General features: G+C 69.1%; 23 protein-coding genes. 12 read left to right on the top strand and 11 right to left on the bottom strand.

What is annotated here, in order from left to right; translation table 11 throughout:
* Positions 1–51 precede the first annotated feature (51 nt).
* From LT965_RS10365 to LT965_RS10355, 3 genes are all read left to right on the top strand, one after another.
* Positions 52–1509 (top strand): HTTM domain-containing protein, encoded by a 1458-nt coding sequence (locus LT965_RS10365; RefSeq protein WP_232700728.1) that lies wholly within the window; start codon positions 52–54, stop codon positions 1507–1509.
* A gap of 68 nt (positions 1510–1577) precedes the next feature.
* Positions 1578–3530, top strand: coding sequence for a DNA mismatch repair endonuclease MutL (gene mutL, locus LT965_RS10360; RefSeq protein ID WP_232703576.1), 1953 nt, complete (start codon positions 1578–1580; stop codon positions 3528–3530).
* Positions 3531–3687: 157 nt separating this feature from the next.
* Positions 3688–4887 (top strand): PGF-CTERM sorting domain-containing protein, encoded by a 1200-nt coding sequence (locus tag LT965_RS10355; protein ID WP_232700727.1) that lies wholly within the window; start codon positions 3688–3690, stop codon positions 4885–4887.
* 263 nt (positions 4888–5150) lie between these two features.
* Here LT965_RS10355 and LT965_RS10350 read toward each other — a convergent pair whose 3' ends face one another.
* Positions 5151–5543, bottom strand: coding sequence for a DUF7522 family protein (locus LT965_RS10350; protein ID WP_232700726.1), 393 nt, complete (start codon positions 5541–5543; stop codon positions 5151–5153).
* 108 nt (positions 5544–5651) lie between these two features.
* Here LT965_RS10350 and LT965_RS10345 point away from each other — a divergent pair, with 108 nt between their 5' ends.
* Positions 5652–6572, top strand: a complete 921-nt coding sequence (locus LT965_RS10345) for an alpha/beta fold hydrolase (protein ID WP_232700725.1) — start codon at positions 5652–5654, stop codon at positions 6570–6572.
* Positions 6573–6598: 26 nt separating this feature from the next.
* Here the strand turns inward: LT965_RS10345 and ubaA are convergent, their stop codons facing one another.
* Both ubaA and LT965_RS10335 read right to left on the bottom strand, forming a co-directional pair.
* Entirely contained in the window at positions 6599–7414 is an 816-nt protein-coding gene (gene ubaA, locus LT965_RS10340) for an SAMP-activating enzyme E1 (protein ID WP_232700724.1), read from the bottom strand.
* Between the two features lie 364 nt (positions 7415–7778).
* The gene (locus LT965_RS10335) at positions 7779–9254 is read right to left on the bottom strand and encodes an HVO_2922 family protein (RefSeq protein ID WP_232700723.1); all 1476 of its coding nucleotides are present in this window, start codon (positions 9252–9254) and stop codon (positions 7779–7781) included.
* 195 nt (positions 9255–9449) lie between these two features.
* On the opposite strand from LT965_RS10335, the gene LT965_RS10330 reads away from it, so the two are divergent.
* The 7 genes from LT965_RS10330 to LT965_RS10300 all read left to right on the top strand — a co-directional run bounded on the left by LT965_RS10330 (position 9450) and on the right by LT965_RS10300 (position 14957).
* On the top strand, positions 9450–9923 hold the full coding sequence (locus LT965_RS10330; protein WP_232700722.1) for a hypothetical protein: 474 nt from the start codon (positions 9450–9452) through the stop codon (positions 9921–9923).
* Between the two features lie 66 nt (positions 9924–9989).
* Positions 9990–11291 (top strand): MFS transporter, encoded by a 1302-nt coding sequence (locus LT965_RS10325; protein WP_232700721.1) that lies wholly within the window; start codon positions 9990–9992, stop codon positions 11289–11291.
* Positions 11288–12163 carry a polymer-forming cytoskeletal protein gene (locus tag LT965_RS10320; protein WP_232700720.1) on the top strand — a complete coding sequence of 292 codons (876 nt, stop codon included), beginning with the start codon at positions 11288–11290 and terminating at the stop codon, positions 12161–12163. Before LT965_RS10325 ends, LT965_RS10320 begins: the two co-directional genes overlap by 4 nt.
* Positions 12147–12881: a YqjF family protein gene (locus LT965_RS10315; protein ID WP_349292071.1), complete on the top strand. Its 735-nt coding sequence runs from the start codon at positions 12147–12149 to the stop codon at positions 12879–12881. The genes LT965_RS10320 and LT965_RS10315 overlap by 17 nt, the downstream gene beginning before the upstream one ends.
* 80 nt (positions 12882–12961) lie before the next feature.
* Complete coding sequence (locus LT965_RS10310; RefSeq protein WP_232700718.1) at positions 12962–13600, top strand: metal-dependent hydrolase; 639 nt, start codon at positions 12962–12964, stop codon at positions 13598–13600.
* Positions 13601–13696: 96 nt separating this feature from the next.
* A complete protein-coding gene (locus tag LT965_RS10305; RefSeq protein ID WP_232700717.1) occupies positions 13697–14389 on the top strand; it encodes a DUF2238 domain-containing protein in 693 nt (230 codons plus the stop codon).
* Positions 14390–14477: 88 nt separating this feature from the next.
* On the top strand, positions 14478–14957 hold the full coding sequence (locus tag LT965_RS10300) for a DUF7522 family protein (protein ID WP_232700716.1): 480 nt from the start codon (positions 14478–14480) through the stop codon (positions 14955–14957).
* A 53-nt stretch (positions 14958–15010) separates the two neighbouring features.
* Here the strand turns inward: LT965_RS10300 and LT965_RS10295 are convergent, their stop codons facing one another.
* The 7 genes from LT965_RS10295 to LT965_RS10265 all read right to left on the bottom strand — a co-directional run bounded on the left by LT965_RS10295 (position 15011) and on the right by LT965_RS10265 (position 21607).
* Positions 15011–15484, bottom strand: a complete 474-nt coding sequence (locus LT965_RS10295; protein WP_232700715.1) for a redoxin domain-containing protein — start codon at positions 15482–15484, stop codon at positions 15011–15013.
* A 67-nt stretch (positions 15485–15551) separates the two neighbouring features.
* Entirely contained in the window at positions 15552–16106 is a 555-nt protein-coding gene (locus tag LT965_RS10290) for a DoxX family protein (RefSeq protein WP_232700714.1), read from the bottom strand.
* Between the two features lie 102 nt (positions 16107–16208).
* Positions 16209–17714: an ATP-binding protein gene (locus tag LT965_RS10285; protein WP_232700713.1), complete on the bottom strand. Its 1506-nt coding sequence runs from the start codon at positions 17712–17714 to the stop codon at positions 16209–16211.
* Between the two features lie 205 nt (positions 17715–17919).
* Positions 17920–19056, bottom strand: a complete 1137-nt coding sequence (locus LT965_RS10280) for a site-2 protease family protein (protein WP_232700712.1) — start codon at positions 19054–19056, stop codon at positions 17920–17922.
* Between the two features lie 81 nt (positions 19057–19137).
* Positions 19138–19566, bottom strand: coding sequence for a nickel-responsive transcriptional regulator NikR (nikR, locus tag LT965_RS10275; RefSeq protein WP_232700711.1), 429 nt, complete (start codon positions 19564–19566; stop codon positions 19138–19140).
* 139 nt (positions 19567–19705) lie between these two features.
* Positions 19706–21256: a TrkH family potassium uptake protein gene (locus tag LT965_RS10270; RefSeq protein ID WP_232700710.1), complete on the bottom strand. Its 1551-nt coding sequence runs from the start codon at positions 21254–21256 to the stop codon at positions 19706–19708.
* A 99-nt stretch (positions 21257–21355) separates the two neighbouring features.
* Positions 21356–21607: a DUF8075 family protein gene (locus LT965_RS10265; protein WP_349292070.1), complete on the bottom strand. Its 252-nt coding sequence runs from the start codon at positions 21605–21607 to the stop codon at positions 21356–21358.
* Positions 21608–21722: 115 nt separating this feature from the next.
* Between LT965_RS10265 and LT965_RS10260 the strand changes: the two genes are divergently transcribed.
* Positions 21723–22325: a sulfite oxidase-like oxidoreductase gene (locus LT965_RS10260; protein WP_232700708.1), complete on the top strand. Its 603-nt coding sequence runs from the start codon at positions 21723–21725 to the stop codon at positions 22323–22325.
* Positions 22326–22407: 82 nt separating this feature from the next.
* Here the strand turns inward: LT965_RS10260 and LT965_RS10255 are convergent, their stop codons facing one another.
* On the bottom strand, positions 22408–24321 hold the full coding sequence (locus LT965_RS10255) for an ABC transporter ATP-binding protein (RefSeq protein ID WP_232700707.1): 1914 nt from the start codon (positions 24319–24321) through the stop codon (positions 22408–22410).
* Positions 24322–24356: the final 35 nt, after the last annotated feature.

The following is a 24356-nucleotide window of genomic DNA, read 5'->3' as shown; positions in this document are numbered from 1 at the left end:
ACTCCCCGTTCGGCCGCCCGCCCGCCACTCCCCGCCACCACACGAGACAGCGTGCGGAGTAACCGGTCACCAGGTGGGCGCGCGGCCGCCGCGCTCGCCCGACGGTTCGGCGTCGACGCCCGGTCGCTCGCGGCGTTCCGTATCGCAGTCGCCGCGCTCCTGCTGGCGGACCTCGCGTTGCGCGCTCGCCACCTCCGGACGTTCTACACGGACGCAGGCGTACTGCCACGGGCGGCGTTGCAGGCCCAGTACCCGGCGCTGTCGGGGCTCTCGCTGCACGCCATCTCGGGTGTGGCGTGGGTCCAGGTGGCGCTGTTCGTGGTGGCCGGCGTCGCCGCGCTCGCGCTGCTCGTCGGCTACCGGACGCGCGCGGCTGCCGTCGTCTCCTGGCTGCTGCTCGTGTCGCTGCACGCCCGCAACCCCGTCGTGTTGAGCGCCGGCGACTCGGTCCTCCGCCGCCTCCTGTTCTGGGGGCTGTTCCTGCCGCTGGGCGCCCGGTGGTCGGTCGACGCGCGTCGGAGCGAGGTCACGGCGCCGAATCGCGTCGTCGGCGTCGCGACGGCGGCGCTCCTCCTGCAGGTCGTCGTCGTGTACGCGGTGAACGCTGCGCTGAAGTTCCGCGGCGACGCGTGGCCGGCCGGCGACGCGACCCGGTACGTGTTCGCGCTCGACGCCTACACGCTCCCGCTCGGCGATCTGCTCGCTGGCGCCCCGGAACTCCTCGGGGTCCTCTCGCACGCCTGGCTCGCACTGCTCGTCGCGTCGCCGCTCCTCGTCGCGCTCACTGGCCGAGCCCGGAGCCGCCTCGTGGCCGCGTTCGTCGTCGCCCACCTCGGGATGGCGGCGACGATGCGCCTCGGCCTCTTCCCCGCGGTCTCCGTGGTCGCGCTCCTGCCGTTCCTCCCCGGACCCGTCTGGGACCGCCTCCCGGCGCTGGCGTGGTCGCCGACGGCGGTTCTCGACGACGTGCTGCCACGGCTACCCCAACCAGGGGTCCCGCCAGGTGTCGCGTCGGCCGCCCACACCGCAGCCACAGTCGTCGCCGCCCTCGCGCTCGTCGGCGTCCTCGCCTGGAACGCGGCGGCGCTGGGGTACGCGGATGCCCCCGAGGACGTCCGGGCCGTCGTCGAACCGGCGGAGCACCGCTGGGACATGTTCGCCCCCGAGCCCCGGCAGACGACCGTCGACTACGTGGCGACCGGCGAACTCGCGTCCGGCGAGCGGGTCGTGCTGTTCGGCGACTCGGTGGGCCACCTGCCACCACCCACTCGGCGGGGTGACGTGCGGTGGCGGACGTACGGCTACGACCTGCGTCTGGCCGAGTACGCGCCGGTGCGCGACGACTTCGCTCGCTACCTCTGCTCGGAGTGGGACCGGACGCACGCGAGCGACCTCGTCCGGGTGGAGATCGCGACAGTCGAACGGACGGTCCGCCTCGACGGTCCGGACGCCACGCAGCGCCGGGACCTGGCGTCTGCGGCGTGTCCCGGTCGCGCCGACGCCGAGTAGCGGGAGATTCATACGCGCCCCCCGTCTGGTCCCACGCAATGAGCGACGAGGGCGACCCGGACGCGGCGGTGAGCGAGCGCATCCGGCGACTCGACGACGCGACGGTCGCCCAGATCGCCGCCGGCGAGGTGGTCGAGCGCCCCGCGAGCGTCGTGAAGGAACTCGTCGAGAACAGCCTCGACGCGGGCGCCTCGAGCATCGACGTGACCGTCGAGAACGGCGGCACCGACCGCGTCGTGGTCGCCGACGACGGCCACGGGATGACCGGCGAGGACCTCCGCGCGGCGGTGCGCCAGCACACCACGAGCAAACTCGGGGACGCCAGCGACCTCGACGGCGTGGCGACGCTGGGCTTCCGCGGGGAGGCGCTGTACACCGTCGGCTCGGTCTCCCGGATGACCATCTCGACCCGTCCGCGCGACGCGGGCGACGCGGGTTCGGAACTCGTCGTCGAACACGGCGACGTCGGCGACCTGCGACCCGCGGGGCGACCCGCCGGCACCACCGTCGACGTCGCCGAACTGTTCGCGGAGACGCCGGCGCGCCGGAAGTACCTCAAGCGCCCGGCGACGGAGTTCGCCCACGTCAACCGGGCGGTGACGCGGTACGCGCTCGCCAACCCCGGGGTATCGGTGTCGCTGACCCACGACGGCCGGGAGGTGTTCGCCACGACGGGCACCGGGGACGTGCGTGACGCCGCGCTCGCCGTCTACGGCCGGGAGGTCGCCCAGTCGCTGCGCGAGGTCGACGCCGCACCCGACGGTCCCGTCGAGCGTGTCCACGGGTACGTCTCGGACCCGGAGGCCACGCGCGCGACCCGGGAGTACCTCGCGACGTTCGTGAACGGGCGCTCGGTGCGCGACGCCGTGCTCCGGGAGGCGGTCCTCGACGCCTACGGCGGCCAGCTGGCCAACGACCGCTACCCGTTCACGGTGCTGTTCGTAGACGTGGACGGCGTGGACGCCAACGTCCACCCCCGGAAGATGGAGGTCAGGTTCGAGGACGAGGACGGCGTGAAGCGCGCGGTCCGGGAAGCCGTCCGGGACGCGCTGCTGGACTCCGGACTCGTGCGCTCGCGGGCACCCCGCGGCCGGTCGAAGCCCGGCGACACCGAGATCGCACCGGAGTCCACGAGTGATGCGGGTGGGCGAACGGAGCGGTCGCGTCCCACGGACGACGAATCGACGGGACGCCCGGGCGACAGCGGCCGCCGCGACCGGGCGAGTGCGAGCGAGTCGACCGCCGGCGCGAGTCGGCAGTCGGAGTTCGGGGAATCGCCGCCCGAGTCAGTGGACGAGACGGGCGAACGGGAGGCGTCGACCAGCGAACCACCCCGGACGAACACCGCCGACCGGTCGTTCGACCCGCCGACGGAGAACGCGCGGCTGGCGCCGGACGACCAGGACGACGGCTTCGAGCGCCTCCCCGAGATGCGCGTGCTCGGACAGCTGGCGGGGACGTACGTCGTCGCGGAGACCGACGACGGCCTCCTGCTGGTCGACCAGCACGCGGCGGACGAGCGCGTCCACTACGAACGCCTCCGCGAGCGACTCGACGGGACGGCCCAGGCGCTCGTCGAGCCCGCGGAACTGGAACTGACAGCCGGCGAGGCGGCGGTGTTCGACGCGGCGCTCGCGGAGCTCCGGGCGCTCGGCTTCGAGGCGACGCTCGACGGCCGCGTGGCGAGCGTCGAGGCGGTGCCGGCGGTGCTCGCGGACGCCCTCGACCCCGAACTGGCGCGGGACGTACTCGCGGCGTTCGTCGCGGACGCCGACGACGACCCGGCGGGCGCCGCGGCCGACGCGTTGCTCGCGGACCTGGCGTGTCGGCCTGCAGTCACCGGGAACACGTCGCTCGCGGAGGGACGGGTCGTCGCGCTGCTGGACGCGCTGGACGACTGCGAGAACCCGTTCGCGTGCCCGCACGGCCGGCCGACGCTGATCCGCGTGGACGCCGACGAACTGGCGTCACGCTTCGAGCGGGACTACCCGGGCCACGGCGGTCGACGGCGCGAGGACTGAACGCGTAACGCGCAAGGGGTGACGTGCAGGGTGGCCGTCGAGGCGGCCGCGAGCCGGCGCAGTGACCTCCACGGTAACGACCCACGAATCGTCGGGTAGGCTATCCAACACGTGGCCACAAAGGGTTTTCCGACGGCTTTCCTCGAACTTCGACGCGATGACAAAGAAAGCGACTGCTGTACTGCTGGCCGTACTGCTCGCCGCCAGCGCCGTGTCGACGGCGGCCGCAGCGACGGCGACCGGTAGCAGTGTCGCAGCGTCAGAGGCACAGGACGGGTCGGCGTACGCCGGGACGCACGTGACGTTCGACGTCGCGGAGAACGCCGTGGCGAACTACTCGGTCGGCGGTGAGACCGCACTCGACAGCGTGAAAGTCCAGTCCGGGTCGGAGAGCGACGGCGTCTTCGACGGCTCGGTGGACCTCTCGGCGGTGACGAGCATCAGCGGGAGCGCGCTCTCGCTGAGCGCGTCCGCGAACGCGAACGCCGAGGTATCGACCGAGGGCTCCGCGTCGATGACCGCCCACGACAACAGCCACGGGATCCTCGTCGTCGAGGCCGCCGGTGACGACCAGGTGGTCGTGGCGAACGTCTCCAGTGGCGCGGACGCCGAGGCCGAGTCCGACCAGCAGGTCGAAGTGACGACGGCCAACGGGACGCAGGGCGCGTTCATCGTCGTCGGGAACGGCTCGGTGGCGGTGAACGACGACGGCGACGTCTCCGCGCAACTCGAGGGAGACTCGCGGCTCGTCTTCCGCGCGTATCCGGACGGCAAGTCCGAGCAGTCCGAGCAGACCGAGTCGTACATCGCCTCCGGGAAAGCCACCGGCGAGGTGTACGTCGATCAGCAGGACGGCGAACTGGTGACCGACACGGTCGCCTACAGCCAGGAGACGGCCATCGAGGCCGAGCAGTCCGCCGAGGACACCGTCTCGGTGACCGTCGAGCGCGCCCGCGAGGAGGGCAAGATCGTCGTCACGAGCGTGAGCGAGGCAGCCGTCGGCGCCGTCTCGGACCTCGACGTGACCGTCGACGGTGAGGCCGCCGCGGAGGCGTCCACGTACGGCGAACTCGAGAGCGCCATCGGTGGCGACGCCTCGAAGTACATGGTGAAACAGTCGTCGTCGGCCGAGGCGTCGGCGAAGGTGTACGTCGCGCTCAACCACTTCTCGCAGCGCAACGTCGAGATGCAGGGCAGCGACGGTGGGACCGAGACGACCGACGGCGGGTCGACCACTGCGGCCGACACCGCCGACAGCGGTGACGGCGGCGAGACGGGCGGCGACGTGCCCGGGTTCGGCGTCGGCGTCGCGCTGGTCGCGCTCGTCGGCGCAGCACTGTTCGCCGTCCGGCAGTAGCGCCGACGGCTCCCGCCCGCGTAGCGCGAACCACCGGCGAACACGCTTCTTCGAAGTCGCGACGGACAGCCCGCGGTGTAGCAGCGAGTGCCGCCGCCGGCCCGAACGTCGCTCCTGCTGGCGGGCAGCTACTCGAGAGATGGACAGACCGCACGTCGTCGAAGCCAACCTCGGCGTCCGGTGGCTTCCCGACCGGGTGTCCCACCCGACGACGCCGGAGATGCTCGACAGTCTAGGTCGCCGTCACGGCGGCCGAGCTGTGGTCAGGGCGGGTCGTGAGAGCCGAGGACGGTTCCGACGGCGCTCGCGAGCTCCTCGAACTCCTCGGTCGGCATCTCGTCGGTGGTGACGAAGCAGCCGTGGTCGCCGACGATGACCCGGGTGAGGAAGCCGCGCTCGAACACGCGGATGGTGAACTGGTAGTTGCCGAGTTCGGTGTCCTGGTAGGCGACCTGGGAGTGGAACCCGAGGCGTTCGTTGTCCGCGAAGCCGACGAGGTCCGCCCCCGGTTCGAGGTCGCTCCGGAGGTAGAGCTGCTCCTCGTTGTCCTCGTCGAAGTAGGTGATGCTGCGCAGACTGTCCCCGACCGACGTCCGGGACGCCGACAGGAGTTCCGATGCGAGTTCCTCGGGCGTGTACGCTGGTTCCGGCTCCATGCGTACCTGTAGCACTGCGAACCACGTAATACTGTGCGACGAACGGAACGCGACGGGGCGAGAACGCGAGTAACGCTTATCCCACCGGAGACGAATCAGCCCAACAGCATGGGCCCGCCACGGCGTGAGTTCGCGAGCGAGGTGACGCTCCCGGACGGCCGTACGCTCGCGTACGCCGAGTACGGCGACGCCGAGGGGTCGCCCGTCCTGTTCTTCCACGGAACGCCCGGTTCGCGGGTGTCCGCCAGCGTCGCCCGCGAGGCGATGACCAGGGCCGGGGTCCGTCTGGTCGCCCCCGAACGACCTGGGTTCGGTCGCTCGGAGTTCACCTCCGACCGCACGTTCGCGGACTGGGCCGACGACGTGGCGGCGCTGACCGACGCGCTCGGCATCGACGAGTACGGTGTCGTCGGCGTCGCCGGTGGCGGTCCGTACGCGCTCGCCTGCGCCGCCCACACACCCGAGCGCGTCACCCGGTGTGCGGTGGTCTCGGGGTTCGCACCGCCCGGGGTCGCCAGCGGCGAACTGGGGCGCCTCGACCGAACGCTGTTCTCGCTAGCGAAGTGGTCGCCCCACCTCGGGCGACCCCTCGCCTGGCTGCTGTGCCGGCGGATCCGCGACGCGGACCGGTTCACGGACGTCGTCGGCGACCCGAGAGACGGCGACCTCTCGGACCCCCGGTTCGGGGAGACGGGCCGTATCCTGCTGTCTGACCGCCGGGAAGCCGTCAGGCAGGGACCGCTCCCGCTGGCGGCCGACTACGGCGTCCTCGCCCGGCCGTGGGACTTCGAACTGCTCGACGTCGACGCGCCGACCCGGGTGTTCCACGGCGACGCCGACGAGACCGTCCCGCTCGCGGCGGGCGAGCACGTCGCGAGCCACGTCCCGGGCGCAGAACTGGTCGTCTACGGGGGCGAAGGGCACGTCCGACCGGCCGTCGAACACGCCGGGGACGTCTACGGGTGGGCGGCGGGCGTCGACGAGGACGGTGGGAGACGCACGCGGAAGCGGGGCGCTGCCGACGACTGAGTCGCTGCGCGGGACGTTCGAGTCGGTCAGGACTGTACTGCACAGCGCTCGGCGTAGTCGACGTCCGCCACCGAGTCGATGGCCGGGTCGTCCCCGCAGACCGGACAGCCGGGGTTCGCCTCGACCGGCACCTCCTCGAAGGACATCGCCGCGGCGTCGTAGAACAGCAGGCGGCCGGCGAGCAGGTCGCCGACGCCGAGGAGCGCCTTCACGCACTCGGTCGCCTGCACGCAGCCCATCGTCCCCGGCAGGACGCCGAGCACGCCGGCCTCCGCGCAGTCCGGAATCGTCCCCGCGGGTGGGGCCTCCGGGAACAGACAGCGGTAGCAGGCGCTGTCGGGCGTGACCGTGATGGCCTGCCCCTCGAAGCGGTAGATGGCGGCGTGGCTGAACGGGATCTCGCGGAGCACGCAGGCGTCGTTGACGAGGAAGCGCGTCGAGAAGTTGTCCGAGCAGTCCACCACGAAGTCCACGCCGTCGAGGAGTGCGTCGACGTTCGACTGGTCGAGGTGCGCGACGTGTGCGCGAACGTCGACGTCGGGGTTCAGGCGCTCGACGTACGCTCGTGCACTCTCGGCCTTCGGCGTCCCCACGTCGGCGTCCGCGTGGATGATCTGCCGCTGGAGGTTCGAGCGCTCCACGTCGTCGTCGTCGACGATGCGCAGCGTCCCCACGCCCGCCGCGGCGAGATACTGGACGACCGGCGCGCCGAGGCCGCCCGCGCCCACGACGAGCACGTCGGCGTCCAGCAGGCGCTGCTGGCCCGTCGGCCCCACGTCGTCCATGATGATGTGCCGCGAGTACCGGTCGAGTTGCACCGGGTCGAGATTCAGCCCGGACATACCCTCTCGTTGGTGTGGACGTGGGTAAGCGTTTTCGTCAGCAACCCCGGCGGTCGACGCTGTCGCTCGCCACGGTCACCACGGCCCTCGAAAAGATCTCGGGTACCCCTACCCGGCGATGGATGGTGGGCCTTCGGCTGGTAAATGTCTTGTCGGGTGTGACGGCCGACCGACCGGACGACCGGAGGACGCAAACTCCGACGATTCCGGGCATATCTGGACCGTTATCGAGACTCGAGCGCCGGTGAGCGAAGAGCCATACAATGAGTACAGAGACTGCTCCGGCGGAGGCGGACCTCGTCGTAATCGGTGCGGGACCGGGCTGCCCATAGCGACGACGGCACCGAACGGACAGCGAGAGGCGTTACTCCTCGGTTTCGGCGTTCGGCGCGTGTCGCTTCACGCTCTCGATGCCGCCCCGGGCGCGGGTACGGTCGGCGTACCCCTCACCGGAGTCGGCGAGGATGTTGCCGTTCCGGTGGCGGAGTCGCCAGCGGGTGTCCCCGGCGCGGTCCTCGTACAGTTCGAACGCGGCACGCCCGAGGTCGAGCACGGAAGCCTCGGAGACGTACTCGCGGAACCGCTCGACGGCGTCCTCGGCGCCGCCCCGGTCGGCGTACCCCTCGCCGGAGTCGGCGACGATGCGGCCGTTCGCGCTCTGGAGGTGCCAGCGGTACTCCTCGCCGGCGTCCTCGAACACCTCGATCGTCATCTCGTCGTGGTCGGCCTGGATACGGTCGACCGCGCGGCGCGCGTCGCGACGACGGGAGTAGCCCTCGCCGGAGTCCGCGAGCACGTTCCCGTTGCGGTGGACGAGTCGCCAGCGCCACTCGCTGGCGCTGTCGCGGTAGATCTCGAAGCCCGTCGGGTCGAACTGGAGGTAGTCCGCTGGCCCGACGTACTCCCGGATGCGGTCGATAGCGGTGCGGGCGCCGCTGCGGGACGTGTACCCCTCGCCGCCGTCGGCGATGACGTTCCCGTTGTCGTGGCGGAGTCGGAACCGGAACTCGCCCGCGTTGTCCTCGTACAGTTCGAACGACGCCTGACTGTCGGCCTCCTCGACCGGCTCGAACGTCTCTTCGGCCTCGGGGAGGTCGGCCTCGCTCTCGACGTGCAGGACGGTCGCGCCGAGGGCGTTGCGTCGCACGCTCTGGAGCCCCTTCTGGGCGTTGTGCTTCTGGGTGTACCCCTCGCCGCCGTCGGCGATGACGTTCCCGTTGCGGTGGCGGAGCCGCCAGCGGTACTGGCCACCCCTGTCCTCGTACAGTTCGAAGCGTGCCTGGCTCCGGCGGAGCGCGCGGAGCTGGGCCGCGAGGTCGGACTCGTCGGCTTCGGTGTCGGCGACGGAGCTGCGGAGCGCCTCGGCTTCGGACTCGAGTGCCTCGTGTTCCTCCTCGCCCACGATGCCGGTCGTCAGGAGTGGCACGAACACACCGCCGAGCCCCATCGCGAGCAACCCGATGGAGTAGAGGACGACGATGGTCGGCTGGCCGGTCTGCGGGCTCCAGTCGTAGGGGTACGCCACGGCGAACCAGGCGATCGCCACGAGACAGATCGCGGCCCCGGTGTAGACGAGCAGGGTCGCCGGGCGCTGCAGCGGGAGACGGATTATCGGCCCCGCGAACACGCAGACGAGCCCCGTCGCCGCGGCGACGACGGCCCACTGGCGGAGCGCGCCGGCCGACTCGCTGGGGACGAACAGGAGGATGCCGGCGACGCCGAGTACGACCCCGAGCGCGAACAGCCAGTAGCCCCGTACCTCGTCGCCCGTCGTCGCGGTGCCGATTCGGTTGCGGTACCACCGGTCAAGCGTGCCGTCTGTCGTGGATCCTGTCGCCATGATATCGTCACGTAACCCCTCGAGTGGAGACCACTTTAATACATTGATAACAGCTAACAGTGAACAAGGTCGGGCGCGGCAGCGCTGAACTGCGGGGTGCGTACGGAGACTCCGCCGACGCTGCGGATTCCCGCAGTCGCGAAGAGGTGTCAGTAGCAAAGGAATAAGTGGCGTGTCACGGAACTGCGGTGTGGAATGCCCTCCAATCCGACACGACGACGACGATTCCTCCACGGGAGCGCTCTGCTCGCGACGACCGCCCTGAGCGGCTGCTCGAACCTCTTCGGCAGCGGCAGTGACGGCGGCGAACCCGACGAAGGCACCGACTCGTACGGCATCCTCCTCCTGAACGAGACGGAGCGAACGCACACCGTCACCGTCGAGGTGCGGGAACTGTTCGCGGACGAGCCAATCTTCTCGGAGACGACCGAGATCGAACCCGACGAGGAGACGGAGTGGGAGTCGGTGCTGACCGAGCAAGAGCAGCAGTACCGGGTGGCCGCCGAACTGGAGAACGCAGTGTTCTACGACCAGAGCCAGCAGAACCGCGCGACGGTCAGCGTCGGGACGCCGGCCTCCCCGGACATCGAGAACCTGGTCGTGAAAGTCGCACCCTACTTCGACGAACGGACCGTCTGGGTGAACAAGACCAGCAAGTACGGGGAGTGACGCGGACCGCCCGCCGACGTCTCCGGCTTTAACACCCCCCACCTCGTACGGGGTGGCAACGTCGACATGGAACTCTTCGCGACCCTCCGTGAACGCCGCTGGGCGACGATCCTGGGCTACGTGCTGTTCGTCGCACTGATGGTAGCCGGCTACTACTACAACATCACGTTCGTCCAGCTCGGACTCATCGACCTCGGAACGCGCCTGGTCGGCATGTCCGAGACCGCCGTCTCCACGTGGATGGCCGACCTCGCGCTCTGCACGCTGGTCGTCGCCGTCGTCACCGGCGTGACGATGGACCGCCGCGGGTGGAGCACCGACCTCCGGACGAAACTCCGCCTGCTGCTCGGCGTCGTCCTCGTGCAGTTCGCCCTCACGCTCGTCGCGCCCGAGATCCGGACCGTCCCCGGCTTCGGCGCGTGGATCCTCGCCGCGTCGGTCGGCCTCGGCGTCGGCTTCCCGGTGTCGTTCTCGCTCGCCGTCGACCTCGTCCCGGTACCCGACCGTGGCTACGTCGCGGCCGCCATCACGGCCATCGCCTACTTCGCCGCGAACGCCTACCCCCTCGCGTGGTCGGTCGACGTCTTCAGCCGGCTACTCGTCGCCGTGATGCTGCCCGGCATCGTCGTCCTCGCTGTTCTCGTCTCCGGGCGCGTCGACCGCGTCGAGGCGCTGCTCGACGACCTGGCGGTCCAGCACCGCGAGTTCGGCACCGGCAGATTCTGTCAACCCGACCCCATCGGCACCCGGAGTTTCGCGTTCGCCGTCCCCCTCATCCTGATGTTCGGCGTGTTCTTCGTCGACAGCCTCGGCTTCCTGCGCATCATCGACACGCCGGCGCTGTTGCTCAGCTCCTGGCAGTCACCCGACCTCTCGACGCGGCTGTTCATCGCCGTCGCGCACGTCGTCGGCGCGGTGATGGCCGGCGTCATCTACACGAACTTCGACCTGAATCGGCTGTTCCTCTGGACGTTCGCGCTGTTCGCGCTGACCCACGTGGCGTACACCTCCGACCTGCGGGTGGCGGCGCTGTTCCCGGCGCTCGCCAGCGAGGGGTCCTCGCCGCTCAACCCCGGGCTGTACGCCGTCGCGGTGAGCTTCTACACGACGCTGAACTTCGCGCTGTGGCCCGACCTCTCGACCGCCGACACCGTCGGGACACACTCCGCCATCGGCGTCGGAGTCGCCGGGTGGCTCGCCACGTTCCTCAGCACTGCGCTCGCGCTGTACTTCCAGGCGACCGACCTGGCGCTGCTCTCGCACCTGAACGTGGTGCAGGCGCTCTCGCTGCTGCTCCTGTTCGGACTCGCGGTCGGCCTCTACGTCCGCGGGATGGTGACCGTCGCACGGGAGGGGAGCGTCGCGTGAGCCCTACCGAGGCCCTCCCGCTGCTCGTCGTCGTGGTCCTCCTCGTCTCCGCGAGCGGCGCGACCGTCGAGGAGATGGACGTCACCTTCGACGGCGACCACGCGGTCGAGTCGATAGACGACGTGCTCGTCGTCGCCGGCGGGACGACCACCGTTCCCGCCGACGCAGCCCTCTCGGGGGACGTCTACGTCACTGGCGGCACCGTGCAGATCGACGGCCCCGTCGACGGCGACGTGACGCTGCTCGCGGGGAACCTCTCGGTCGGCGAGGGCGCGACGGTGACTGGCAGCGTGGAGACGATCGCGGGCGACCCGGCGATCGCCGAGAGCGCGAGCGTCGGCCGGGTGTCGACGTTCGGCCCGCCGGCGCCCGCCGACTCCCCGGCGAGGCAGGTCGCGACGTTCCTGGTGCAGTTCCTCCTGCTCGGCGCCGTGGGGTGGTGGCTCGCGCGGCGCCACCCGGCACTGCTGGAGAACGTCGGCCACTCGGTCACCGACCACCCGCTCGTCAGCGGCGTGATCGGTTCGCTCGCGGGCACGACGCTGCTCGTCCTCTTCGTCTACATGGCGTTCACGCTCGTCCTGCTCCCGGTCAGCATCCTCGGCCTGCTCGCCGAGTTGCTGGTCGTCCTCTACAGCCAGGTCGTCCTCGGCTACCTCGTCGGCCGGCGGCTACCCGTGGCGGACGCCGGGCGAGCGACGGTGGTCGGCGTCGGCGCGTTCCTGCTCGCGATGGAACTGCTCGGGTACGTCCCGGTCCTCGGCGCCGTCGTCCAGTTCGCGCTGGTCGTGGTCGGACTCGGCGCCGTCCTGAACAGCTACTTCGGCCTCCAGCGCTTCGAACCGGTGACCATCCCTGGGGAGGTGGACTGATGGACCGCCAGCACGGTGGTGGGCACTGATGGTGTTCTCCCTGCACATGGGCTGGCGGCACGTCCTGTTCGCCAACTGGCCGGTCGACCCGTCGGTGGTCGGCCCACACCTCCCGGAGGCGCTCGACCTCGACACGCACGACGGACGGGCGTGGCTCTCCGTCGTCCCGTACACGAACGTCGACGTGCGGCCGACGTGGGCGCCCAAGACCCTCGGGTTCCGCCTGCCCGAACTCAACCTCCGGACGTACGTCACCCACGACGGCGACCCGGGCGTCTACTTCTTCAGCCTCGACGCGGAGGGCGTCCTCGGCGTCCTCGGTGCGCGAGTGCTCCACTCCCTCCCGTACTACTACGCCCGCATCGACTTCCAGACCGACGGCGAGCGCGTGCGCTTCGAGAGCGACAGGCTCCACCCGGGTGCTCGCCCGGCCCGCTTCCGGGGGACGTACGGTCCGGCTGGCGACGGCGTGTCCGTCGAACCCGGCTCGCTGGCCCACTTCCTCGTCGAGCGGTACCGGTACTACACGGAGTCCCCCGGAGGGACGATCAGGTACGCGGCCGTCGATCACGAACCGTGGCCGCTGTCCGAGGCCGACGTCGCGATCGAGACGAACACGCTGTTCCGCGCGAACTGGTTCGCCGACCCGGAGACCGAACCCGTCCACTTCTACAGTCCCGGCGTCGAGACCGTCGCGTCGCCGAGCCGTCGTGCGTAACTACTGTCGAGTAGGACCGGGTTACTGACACCGTCGTTCGGCGATACGTTCAAACGCGAGCGGTGCCTCTCTCCGTCTCTATGATGCTGCCGACGCACGCACTCGCCGGAATGGTGCTTGCTCTCCCCGTCGCGCTCGCCGCACCCGAGTACGCCGGCGTCGCACTGCTCGCCGGACTCCTCGGTGGCATTCTGCCCGACCTCGACCTCTACGTCGCCCACCGGAAGACGCTGCACTACCCGGTGTACTACTCGGTCGGCGGCGCCACGGCGGTCGTCGCTGGCGTCCTCGCCCCGACACCGTTGACGGTCGCCGTCGCCGTCTTCCTCGTGGCCGCGGCGGTCCACAGCGTGAGCGACGTCTTCGGCGGCGGGCTCGAACTCCGGCCGTGGGAGGAGACCTCCGAGCGAGCCGTCTACGACCACTTCCGGGGCCGGTGGGTCGCTCCGCGGCGCTGGGTGGGCTACGACGGCTCGCCAGCGGATCTGGCGCTCTCCGTCGCGCTGGCCGTCCCCCTGCTGGCCACCCAGACCGGACTGCTCCAGCTGGTCGTCGTCGCCACGCTCGTCGTCGCCGTCTCCTACGTAGCGGTCCGGCGGGCCCTCCCCTCGCTCGTCGTCCGTCTGGTCTCGGTGCTCCCGACCGACGTCCACCCCCACCTGCCCGAACGCTACGTCGCATCCCGGACCGGCCAGTCGATCCGCCTCGAGGAGCGGTAGTCGCGGTCGGCAACTCCAGCCCGTGGCAGCCCAGTCGGGCCACACAAACGTCATGTCGATGGGTGGCCGAGTAGCACGTAGAGGCCCTCAGCGGCGATGACCGAACTACTCGACGTCGCAGTCCTCGCACTCCAGGTCGCCATCGTCGGAACGCTCCTCGAAGCGTTCCGCCAGCGCGACGTCTCCGCGGCGGTGAACGCGCTCGTCGTCCTCGTCCTCGCGTTCCTGCCGCCGGTCGTCGAGTTCGCGTCCGACGGCTCGGTCACCGTCGACCAGGCGATCGCGCTGTGGCTGGCGGCAGCGGGTTTCCTCCACTCGCTCGGCATGCTGGGGCTCTACGAACACGGCGAAACGTGGTGGTGGGACCACCTCACACACACGCTCTCGGGCGCGCTCGTCGCGGCGCTGCTGTACGCCGGGCTCGTCGTCGGCGTCGCCCAGACGCCCGAAGTGGCGCTCTCCTCGCAGACCATCGCCGGCCTGACCGTCCTGTTCACGTTCGCCGTGGGCGTGTTCTGGGAGCTCGTCGAACTCGTCGCCCGGGAAGTCGGCGAGCGCTTCGACGTCGAACCCGTGCTCGTTCACTACGGCCGCCTCGACACCGCTCTCGACCTCGTGTTCGACGTCGTGGGGGCACTGCTCGTCGTCACCCTCGACCTCCGGCTGTTCGTTCCGCTCGCCGAGCAGTTCCCCGAGACGACCCGCCTGCTCGTGCTGTGGAGCGGCGGCCTCGTGGTCGTCGGCTCCATCCTCATGGCGCTCGGCGTCGGCCTCGCCGGTGAGGCGTGACGGAACCGAGAACGGCCCGAGCGAGAGCCGATTCCGTGTCACTCTGTTTTCAAATAACGATTTAACCCCGGTCCACGAACCACCCGCAATGACCGAGGATAGTTCGACAGAACCACGAGACGACACAGGGGTCGACCCGAGTAACGTATCTGATCCGATCCCCGAAGAACTACTGGAGTATTTGAATCAGTCGATTGGTGGGAACCTCCGATCCGTCGCCCACTACAACCGCGACTCCGCGGTCATCGAGACGAACGACGACCTCGAAGACCAGCTCAGCGAGGACCGCGTCGAGGAGATCATCGACGACCTCCGCCTGCAGGACGTCGGCCGGACGAGACAGGAGGACCTCTACAACGTCGGCGCACTCTACTGCACGCTCCGAGCCTTCGACGACGCGCTCATCCTCCACTTCATCCAGGGCGACGCCCGCGGCACCCTCGTCTCCCTCAACCCCGCGACGGCCCCCGGGCTCACGGAGTTCATCTACGACGTGCTCAACATTCTACACACGTACTCCGACCAAGGGATCTCGAGTGCCCCACACTGGTCCGGCGACGCGGAGTAGCTCGCGCCACCGCGATCGTACACGGACCGTCGGCCGCGTCGAGGGGTCGCGGACTACGCAGCGTGGACCGCGTCGAGCAACTCCTCGTAGTCCGGTTCGTTCGTCGGGTCGTCCGCGACCCAGGTGTGGACGACAGTGCCGTCCTCGTCGACGACGACCACTGCCCGGTTGGCGACGCCGAACAGTCCGAGGTCGGGGATGTCGATCTCGAGGTCGAACTGTCGGATGGCGTCCCCGCTCGTGTCGCTGACGAGGTCGAACTCGAGGCCGTGCTCCTCGCGGAACGCGCCCTGCGAGAACGGCGAGTCCGCGCTCACGCCGAGGATGGTCGCGTCGGCATCCTGGAACGCCTCGTAGTGCTTCTGGAGCTCGACCATCTCGTTCGTGCACGGCGGCGTGAACGCGCCCGGGAAGAACGCGAGCACGACCGGTCCGTCACCGAGGTGGTCGGCCAGGTCGAAGTCCTCGTGGTCACTCGTGCCGAGCGTCGCGGAGAACGTCGGGGCTGTGTCGCCAGTGGACAGCATGGACGAGCGTACGGTCGCTCGACGGAAAACACTGCGCCCGAACACGTACAGCCGCGCCCCGTGGCGCCTACCCGAGGAGGTAGCGCGTCCAGGGGTAGCGCTCGACGAGCGGTCGCCCGCCGACGTCGTACTGCTCGATGTAGGCGTCGAGGCCGAGGATGCGCCCGGCGCCGAACGCGGCCACGGAGAGGAAGACGAGCATGTACGCGAAGTCGCCGTTGATGTAGCCGTGCTCGACGCTCCAGTTCCCGAGGTAGAACATGAGCATCATGAACGCGCCGAAGAACGCCGCGAGTCGCGTGAACGCGCCGAAGATGAGGCCCAGGCCGATGAGCACCTCGCCCCACGGCACCGCGACGTTGACGAAGTCGACGAACCACGGCGTATTCCCCATCGAGACGAACAGGTCCGCGACCGGACTGCCGTTCGCGGGCGGCGCGTTCTGGAGGTAGCCCGCCGCGCTGAAGCTCCCTGAGAGCACCTTCTCGACGCCGCTCTGGAAGAACGCCAGCCCCATCATCAGCCTGAGCGCGAGGATGAACCAGACGCTCAGGGTGTGGAGTTGCCCCGAGGCGGTGAACCCACCGATCGTGCTATCGAGTCGGACCTCTTCTGTTGACATACAATCTCCAGAGTGGAGCGTGGGTGTAAATAACTACCTCCAGACGAGAGGCGGTGGTGGATACGGCTTCGAGTATTGGCGTCGGAGTGGAGAGTCAGTGCGCTACGCCTCGACGTAGTCGTAGAGGGCTCCCCAGATCTCCTCGAACTTCTCGTTCTCCCCGGGGAAGAGGTACGTGGCGAGGTACGGCTTGTCGGCCGGGTTCACGACGACGACCGCGTCCGCTCCGTCCGGGAGGTAGTCACAGCCGTGCCCGCGGAAGAACGGCCCGGTGAGCAACTCGCCGCGCTTAATGTTCGCGTACGTGTCGACGACCTCGCCGTCCCCGACGTCGATCCGCTTCGCCTGGAGCTGGAGTTCGTAGCGGACGGTGCCGTCCTCCGCCCGACGGCCGGCCGTGACGACGTCGCTGCCGGCCGCCCGTTCCGCCCAGATGCCGTCCGTCGGGCCCGGCGCGTAGCCGTCCGTCGAGACGAAGTAGAGCACCGCGTCGTCGACGATGCTCACGTCCAGGAGGTCCCAGTACTCGTTGTCGTCGCGGCCGTCGGTCACGGTCGCTTCGACTACGTTGCCGCTCTCGACGGACGCCAGGACGGACCTGACCTCGTCGTCGTAGCCCACCGTGTTCACCCAGACAGTGTCGTCGCGGGGGATGTCGTACAGCAGCATCCGTCGAGCCTCGTCACCGAAGTTGACGACGCGGTAGTCGCTGCTGAAGGTCTGTGCACCGCCCCTCCCGTCGTCGGCGTCGGTCCCCTGCTCGGCCGGCGGATCGCCGAGGACTTCCGAGGGAGCCCGGTCGGGGTCGGTCCCGTCGACGAGCGACGCGTCGACGGCCTCGAAGTCCTCGAGGACGATCGTGTCGTCGTCGCGTTCGAACGCCGCGTTCCGTGCCGCCTCCTCGACGATCCCCTCCAGGTCCGCGGCGGAGTACTCCTCGGTGTTCTGGGCGATTCGCCGGATGTTCTCCTCGGCGATCCGGTACCGGCGGCGAGTGAGACGGGCCTCCAGAATCTGTGCGCGTGCGTCCTCGTCGGGGAGACCGATCTCGATCTTCTTGTCGATGCGACCCCGCCGTATCGCTGCCTCGTCGAGGTTCTCGAACCGGTTGGTCGCGCCGATGAAGACGACGTCGTGCTCTTTGGTCTCCTCGAGGTGGTTCAGGAACTCGTTGACGACCTTCCGGTCCTCCTCGTGGGCCTCGCCCTCGCTGCGGCTCTTGAGGACCGAGTCCAGTTCGTCGAGGAAGATGAGTGCGCCCCCCTCGCGCTTGGCCTGCGTCTCCGCCTCCTCGAACAGCTGTTTCACCTCGCCGGCGCTCTGGTTGATCCACTTCGACTGGACGTCCGCCCCGCTGATCTTCACGAACGGGAGACCGAGTTCCGTCGCGAGCGCCTTCGCAATGTACGTCTTGCCGGTCCCCGGCGGCCCGTAGAACAGGACGTTCGGCGCGCTGATGTCCAGCGCTGCGGCCTTCTGGCGGTCCGTCTTCAGCGGGCGGACCACCTGCTGGTCGAGTTCCCTCTTCAGGTCGTCCATCCCGCCGACGTCGTCCATCGAGACGCCCGTTTCTTGCTGCCAGTCGTAGTTCATGTCCGGTGGTTCCATGGTCGGTCGTTCTGGTGCGCCCCTGGACCCCCCGGGCGGTCTAGCGACAGCCGTCGACGGTGGCCGCGGAGCCCGCCCGGGCCGGGTCGCGTTCTCGTCTCGTAGTCCCCGAACCTGGCTACCCCAATAAGTTTTGACCCACTGAGTGAGGTGGTTGACGCGAGAGTTGCCTCGGTCGCTACCGACACGCGCGGCGGCCCGGGCGTCAGTCGCGGCCGCCCTGGACGCCGCGGCGCACCGTCATCGCGTGTGCGTAGTCCGAGTTCGAGAGCACGCCGACGAGTTCCCCGCGCTCCTCGACCAGCGCGTTCGAGCTGTCGGACTGGTTCAGCAGCGCCAGCACGTCGAAGGCGTCGGCCGTCGGTTCGACGCGAGTGACCGTTCGCACGACGTCACCGAGACGCGTCGTCGCGCGGTCCTTGCCGCGGACCGACTTGAGGTCGTCGAGGGTCACGACGCCGAGCGGGTCGCCGGCCTCGTCGACCACGAGGTGGACTGGCTGGCGGTCACGGAGCAACTGGTCGCCGAACTCCGTGATGGTCGTGTCCGCCGAGACGGTCGCGGGGTCCCGGGTCATGATGTCGCCGACGGTGATGCCCTCGAGCAGTTCGTCGATGAGGACCGTCCGCGACTCCGTCGTCGCCGCGCCGTAGATGAAGAACGCCAGCAGGAGGAGGATGACGTTGAAGTTGAGGACGCCGACGATGGCGAACAGGAACGCGAACCCGACGCCGACCCGGGCCGCGATCCGCGTCGCGCTGCCGTACGGCCGGTTGCGGGCGAGGATCGCCCGGAAGATGCGTCCGCCGTCCATCGGGAACGCGGGGAGGAGGTTGAACCCAGCCAGCACCAGGTTCGTCAACGCCAGGTAGCCGAGGACGAACCGGACGACGGGGAGGCTCTCCGGGGCGGCGAGGACGCCGACGTAACAGACCGCGCCGACCAGGATACTCGTGAGGGGGCCCGCGATGGCGATCCAGAACTCCCGGTTCCACTCCTTCGGCAGCGTCTTCAGGGACGCGATGCCGCCGAGGATCCAGAGCGTGATCGACTCGATCTCGATGCCGTAGCGCAGCGCTACCCACGAGTGACCGAGCTCGTGGAGCGTGACGCTCACGAACAGCCCGACCGCCGCCGTGATGCCGATGACCCACGGAATCGACCCGGCCTGGAGGCGGGCCAGGTCGAAGCCGGTGCCCGTGAACCCCTCGATGAATCCGGCGTACAGTTCGATCTGCTGGCCGCTCCCGATGAGCCACGCGAGGATGGGGAGGAAGATCAACAGCGACGTGTTGATCCTGATAGGGATGTCCCAGACGTCCGTGATAGTGAAACTCCGCATACTGTCTGCTGTCACCCCGAGTCCTTAGGTGCGGTGGAAGCACCACCGGGGCGACGACGCAGTGCCGGTGACGACCGGGGCTCAGTTCATGTCGGCGAGCGGGCCGAAGTCGTCGACGGGCAGCACGGAGTAGTCGATTGTGAGCGTGTCCTTGGTCGCCCGGATCTTCCCGACGAACGTCGAGATCTCCTCAAGGGAGCCCTCCAGGACGAACAGTTCCATGCAGTGGTGGCCGCCGACGTGGCTGTGGAAGTTCGAGGCGACGATCTCCTCGTGTTCGTGCCGGAGGTGCATCATCTTCTCCTCGACGCTCGTCGTCTCGTAGTCGAAGACGACCGTGACGACGCCCATCAACTCGCGGTCCTCGAGTTTCTTGTCCTCGAACTCGCCGAGGAGGTTCCGACTCGCCTCCCGGATCACCTCGCTTCGCCCGGTGTAGCCGTGGTCCTCCGAGAACTGGTCTATCCGTTCGAGCAACTCCTCGGGCATCGAGACGCTGACGACACTCATGTAGCAACCGAAGCCCCGAAAATTATTAAGCATTGGTATCACCCCGGCGGGTCCGAAACCGCCAGACAGCACCCCGCAGCGCCAGCGGAACGCCCACTGGTGCCAGCTGAACGACCCACGCCGGACGTGGCGTCGACGGTCAGCGCTGCCAGAACGACGGCGTGAGGATGACCAGCACCGACAGCACCTCCAGGCGACCGATCCACATCAGGAACACCATGTAGAGTTTCCCCGCGTCCGAGAACAGCCGGAAGCTGTTCATCGGGCCGACGATACCGAAACCCGGACCGATGTTCCCGAGTGTGGCGATGGCGACACTCATCGCCTCCAGCCCGGACAGCGAGACGTCGGGCGTCCGGAGGCTATCGAGGTAGAGGAGCATCGTCGACAGCGCGAACAGCCCCAGGAAGATGAGAACGAACACCAGGACGTCCCGGATCGTCCCCTCGTCGACGGGCTTTCCCTCCAGCCGTATCGGCACAATCGCGTCGGGGTGGACGGACGTGAACAGCGACCGAGTGATGGCCCGCTTCGCGACCACCCAGCGCACGATCTTGATCGAGCCCGCGGCCGACCCCGCGGAGCCGCCGAGGAAGTACGCGAACAACAGTATCGTCTGCGCGGAGGGGTCCCAGGCGTTGACGTCCATGCTCGCGTACCCGGTGGTCGTCACGATGGCGATCACCTGGAAGAGGCCCTGCCGGAGGGCGTCCTCGACGTTGCCCGGGATGACGTCGACGTTCAGCGGCGTCTCGGCCAGGCCGACGCCGAGGAACAGCAACGCGGAGACGACGGCCCCGAAGCCGGCGACCGCGAGCAGGTACGAACGGAACTCGGTGTTGTCGACGAGTCGACGTGGCTCCCCGCGGAAGACGTACCAGAACAGCGCGAAGTTCGTCCCGGCGACGAGCATGAACGGCATCACCGTCCACTGAACGGCGGGCGAGAACGCCTCGATACTCCGGGCTTCCGGCGAGAAGCCGCCAGTAGGGAGCGTCGTGAGCGCGTGTGCGACCGCGTTGTAGAGACCCATGTTCGGCGCGACGTCGACGAGGTGCAGCGCGTAGTAGACGGCGACGGCGAGCACCGTGAAGCCAGCGTAGATCCGCCACAGCGCACGTGCGGTCTCCTGGATGCGCGGCGTCAACTTCTCCAGGGAGATCCCCGGCGCCTCCTGGTTCATCACCTGGGCCCCGCCGACCGACAGCTGCGGCAGGATGGCCACCATCAACACGAGGATACCCATGCCGCCGAGCCACTGGGTGAGCTGGCGCCACATCAACATCGCGTGGCCGTGTCGGTCGATCGAGATCTGTCCGAGGACCGTCGCCCCCGTGGTCGTGAACCCGCTCATGCTCTCGAACATGGCGTTGACCGGGTGGCCGACGGTGCCCGTCCCCGCGACGAGGTACGGCACCGTTCCGGCCAGCGGGACGAGCAGCCAGGCCAGGCTCACAAGGAGGAACGCCTCCCGGTTGCCCAGTTCGCCGTCGTCGCCACGCATCCGCTCGAGGAGCGCGCCGCCGCCGACCATCACGACACTCGCCGCGACGAACGGGAGGGGGTCCTCGCCGTAGTACAGCGCCAGCACGAGCGGGAACAGCGGCGTGATGCCGATGTACCGCAGAACGGTGCCCGTGAGGGCCACGCTCACCCTGGCATCGACGTACGTTCTCGGCATCCAGGCCATCGACTGTCTACAACTGTCTCGCGGGACACAGATGGCCGTTTCGGAAGCTCACACCCACCGAGCCACCGACTCCCACCGTACAGGGACAGTCCACGGCCGTCACGCCTGTTCGCGTCGCTCCTCGCAGTGCTCGAGACAGAGGACGTCGCCCGTCTCCGTGTCGAAGCAGAACGCGTCGCCCGGCCTGATCGGCTCCCCGCCGGCACCACAGCCGTCGACGTGTTCGAGGAAGTACTTCCCGTCATCCCGGCCGGTCTCCAGGCGGCCCGCCTGCACCGCGAACCGGACGAGGCCCTCCCCGATCTGGGTCCGTTCGGCCGAGTCCGCCATCTCGAAGTGGATGAGTGGCACGAGCGTCACCACCACCAGCCTACGGTCGCCAGAAGAATAAACGTCAGCACCGCTGTCACACCCACGAAGTCGACGACACCGGACATTCTTGGTGCTGATTCCCGTTACGTGTCGTATGGTGGACGACAGCCCCACGTCGATCCACGAGGAGTTCGGGGGTGACCGACTCCCGCCCGGACAGCGACGAACAGAACGCTTCCCCGTCCTGTCGAAGAGCGGTACGCCGACCTGGGACATGGAGACCTGGGAGTTCACGGTGACCGGTGCCGTCGAGGACGAACGCTCGTACTCGTGGGCGGAGTTCACCGACCTCCCCCAGGAGACCCAGCGACAGGACTTCCACTGTGTCACCGGCTGGAGCCGCTTCGACAACGAGTTCACGGGCGTCACGTTCCCGACCATCGCTGAGCAGGCGGGCGTCGACGACGACGCCGAACACGTCGTCTTCGGCTCGCTCGACGGCTACACGACGAACCTCCCGCTCGAGGAGTGTCTACGCGACGAGGTGCTGTTCGTCGTCGAGTTCGACGGCCAGCCACTGCCCTCCGAACACGGCGGCCCCCTCCGGGTCGTCACGCCCCACAAGTACGCCTACAAGGGCGCGAAGTGGGTGACCAGCGTCGAGTTCCTCACCGAACCCCGGCGCGGCTACTGGGAGAAACGCGGCTACTCGAACACCGCGAACCCGTGGGCCGAAGAACGGTTCAGCACGCTCTGAACCGGGCGGGACAGCACCTCCCTAGGGCAAGTAGTCGAGCAGTAGCCGTGGCTCACTCGGGGTCGAATCCGTTCCGGGGTGGTCAGCGACTGCGTCCGTCGTCCTCGTCGCTGACGACCGTCGACTGGCGCTGTAGCGCGCGCTCGAGGAATCCGGGCGGGAGCGACTGGATGTCCCCGACCTGGACGCGCCAGAGGTTGGCGTACAGCTCGTCCGCCCGGAGCAGCTCCTCGTGGGTGCCGTCCTCGACGATCCGGCCCTCGTCGAGGACGAGAATCCGAGCGGCGTTACGGATCGTCGACAGCCGGTGTGCGATGACGAACGTGGTCCGGTCGGCGGCGAACTCCTGGAGGCTCGCCTGGATCAGCGCCTCGGTCTCGGTGTCGACCGCCGACGTCGCCTCGTCGAGGATCAGGATCTCGGGGTCTTTCAGCATCGTCCGCGCGATGGCCAGCCGCTGGCGCTGCCCCCCGGAGAGTTTCACGCCGCGCTCGCCGACCTTCGTGTCGTAGCCCTCCGGGAGGTTCCGGACGAACTCGGCCGCCTGCGCGCGCTCGGCGGCCCGTTCGACCTCGGCGTCCGTCGCGTCGAAGCTGCCGTACTTGATGTTCTCCCTGACGGTGCCGTAGAAGAGGAACGGGTCCTGACTGACGTAGCCAATCGAGCGCCGCAGACTCCTCGTGGTGACGTCGCGGACGTCCTGGCCGTCGACGCTGACTGCGCCCTCGTCGACGTCGTACAGCCGGGGGAGGAGTTTCAGCAGCGTCGACTTCCCGGCGCCCGTCGGCCCGACGACCCCGACGGTCGTCCCGCCCTCGACGGCGAAGTCGATATCCCTGAGGACGGCGTCGTCGCCGTACGCGAAGGTGACGTCCTCGTACGCGACGGCCCCGTCGGTGACGGACAGGTCCGTGGCGTCGGGCCGGTCGTCGACGACTGGCTGGCGAGCGAGCAGTTCGTCGACGCGGATCCCGGCGACCTTCGCGCGCTCGTAGCTGTCGACGACGTTCCCCAGCCGGATGATCGGCCAGATGAACTGCTGTGCGTAGATGACGAACGTGACGAACGACCCGGGCGTGAGCGTCCCGCCGACGCCCAGCGGCGCCGCGCCGAGCACCCACAGCCCGCCGACGAGGAAGGTCACCGCGAAGCCGACCCCTGAGATGACGCTCAGGCCCGGGAAGTACGTGATGCGGACGCGGATGGCCGCGAGGCTGGCTCGCAGGTAGCTGTCGGAGGCCGCCCGGACCCGGTCGGTCTCGAAGGTCTCGGCGCCCTGGGTCTTGACCACCTCGATGCCGCTGACGCTGTTCTCCAGGCGGGCGTTGAGGTCGCCGATCTGCTCGCGGACGCCCAGGTAGCGTGGCTCGACGATGCGTGTGAACACGAGCGTGAACGCCGCCAGCACCGGGACCGGGAGCAGCGCGACTGCCGTCAGCAAGGGATTGAGTCCGACGAGGATCGCGCCGATACCGACGACGGTCGCGAGGATCCAGATCGTCGCGCTGAGGCCGTCCTCGAGGAACGTCTCGAGGGCGTTGACGTCGTTGTTCAGCACGCTCATCAGATCGCCCGTCCGCCGGCGCGTGAAGTACGCAAGCTCCTGGCCCTGGAGGCTGTCGTAGGCGTCGACCCGGAGGGACCGCTGGACGCGCTGGGCGAACACGCCCCACCCCCAGTCCTCGACCCAGGTCGCCACCGCGCCGCTCCCGGTCGCGACCAGCAACACCACGATGGAGAAGTAGAGCTGCCCGGTGGGGTCCTCGGGAACCAGCCCGGCCGGGACGAACGGGAGCGCGTACGGCCGCTCGGCCAGGAAGATGGCGTCGACGGCGAGCCCGATCACGAGCGCCGGCACCAGCCCCATCGCCCTGCCGACCAGGGTCGCGACCGTCCCGATCACGGCGTAGCGACGGCTGCCGTCGGCGTAGTCGGTGTACAGCTGCCAGACGACGTTGCCGGACCGCGACCCGGGGTCCGCCTCCCGCTCGCTCATACGTCTACTCGGGCTCCGACGGATATCAGCTCGTG

Origin of the sequence: Halobacterium wangiae, assembly GCF_021249345.1 — an archaeon.
Lineage (GTDB): Archaea > Halobacteriota > Halobacteria > Halobacteriales > Halobacteriaceae > Halobacterium > Halobacterium wangiae.
This window is presented reverse-complemented; position numbering and strand designations above follow the sequence as displayed.

Excerpts from the sequence above, each read along its gene's own strand:
- LT965_RS10355 (WP_232700727.1), top strand. The coding sequence starts at position 3,688 with ATGACAAAGAAAGCGACTGCTGTACTGCTGGCCGTACTGCTCGCCGCC.
- LT965_RS10350 (WP_232700726.1), bottom strand. The coding sequence starts at position 5,543 with ATGGAGCCGGAACCAGCGTACACGCCCGAGGAACTCGCATCGGAACTC.
- LT965_RS10345 (WP_232700725.1), top strand. The coding sequence starts at position 5,652 with ATGGGCCCGCCACGGCGTGAGTTCGCGAGCGAGGTGACGCTCCCGGAC.
- ubaA (WP_232700724.1), bottom strand. The coding sequence starts at position 7,414 with ATGTCCGGGCTGAATCTCGACCCGGTGCAACTCGACCGGTACTCGCGG.
- LT965_RS10335 (WP_232700723.1), bottom strand. The coding sequence starts at position 9,254 with ATGGCGACAGGATCCACGACAGACGGCACGCTTGACCGGTGGTACCGC.
- LT965_RS10330 (WP_232700722.1), top strand. The coding sequence starts at position 9,450 with ATGCCCTCCAATCCGACACGACGACGACGATTCCTCCACGGGAGCGCT.
- LT965_RS10325 (WP_232700721.1), top strand. The coding sequence starts at position 9,990 with ATGGAACTCTTCGCGACCCTCCGTGAACGCCGCTGGGCGACGATCCTG.
- LT965_RS10310 (WP_232700718.1), top strand. The coding sequence starts at position 12,962 with ATGATGCTGCCGACGCACGCACTCGCCGGAATGGTGCTTGCTCTCCCC.
- LT965_RS10305 (WP_232700717.1), top strand. The coding sequence starts at position 13,697 with ATGACCGAACTACTCGACGTCGCAGTCCTCGCACTCCAGGTCGCCATC.
- LT965_RS10300 (WP_232700716.1), top strand. The coding sequence starts at position 14,478 with ATGACCGAGGATAGTTCGACAGAACCACGAGACGACACAGGGGTCGAC.
- LT965_RS10295 (WP_232700715.1), bottom strand. The coding sequence starts at position 15,484 with ATGCTGTCCACTGGCGACACAGCCCCGACGTTCTCCGCGACGCTCGGC.
- LT965_RS10290 (WP_232700714.1), bottom strand. The coding sequence starts at position 16,106 with ATGTCAACAGAAGAGGTCCGACTCGATAGCACGATCGGTGGGTTCACC.
- LT965_RS10285 (WP_232700713.1), bottom strand. The coding sequence starts at position 17,714 with ATGGAACCACCGGACATGAACTACGACTGGCAGCAAGAAACGGGCGTC.
- LT965_RS10280 (WP_232700712.1), bottom strand. The coding sequence starts at position 19,056 with ATGCGGAGTTTCACTATCACGGACGTCTGGGACATCCCTATCAGGATC.
- nikR (WP_232700711.1), bottom strand. The coding sequence starts at position 19,566 with ATGAGTGTCGTCAGCGTCTCGATGCCCGAGGAGTTGCTCGAACGGATA.
- LT965_RS10270 (WP_232700710.1), bottom strand. The coding sequence starts at position 21,256 with ATGGCCTGGATGCCGAGAACGTACGTCGATGCCAGGGTGAGCGTGGCC.
- LT965_RS10260 (WP_232700708.1), top strand. The coding sequence starts at position 21,723 with ATGGTGGACGACAGCCCCACGTCGATCCACGAGGAGTTCGGGGGTGAC.
- LT965_RS10255 (WP_232700707.1), bottom strand. The coding sequence starts at position 24,321 with ATGAGCGAGCGGGAGGCGGACCCCGGGTCGCGGTCCGGCAACGTCGTC.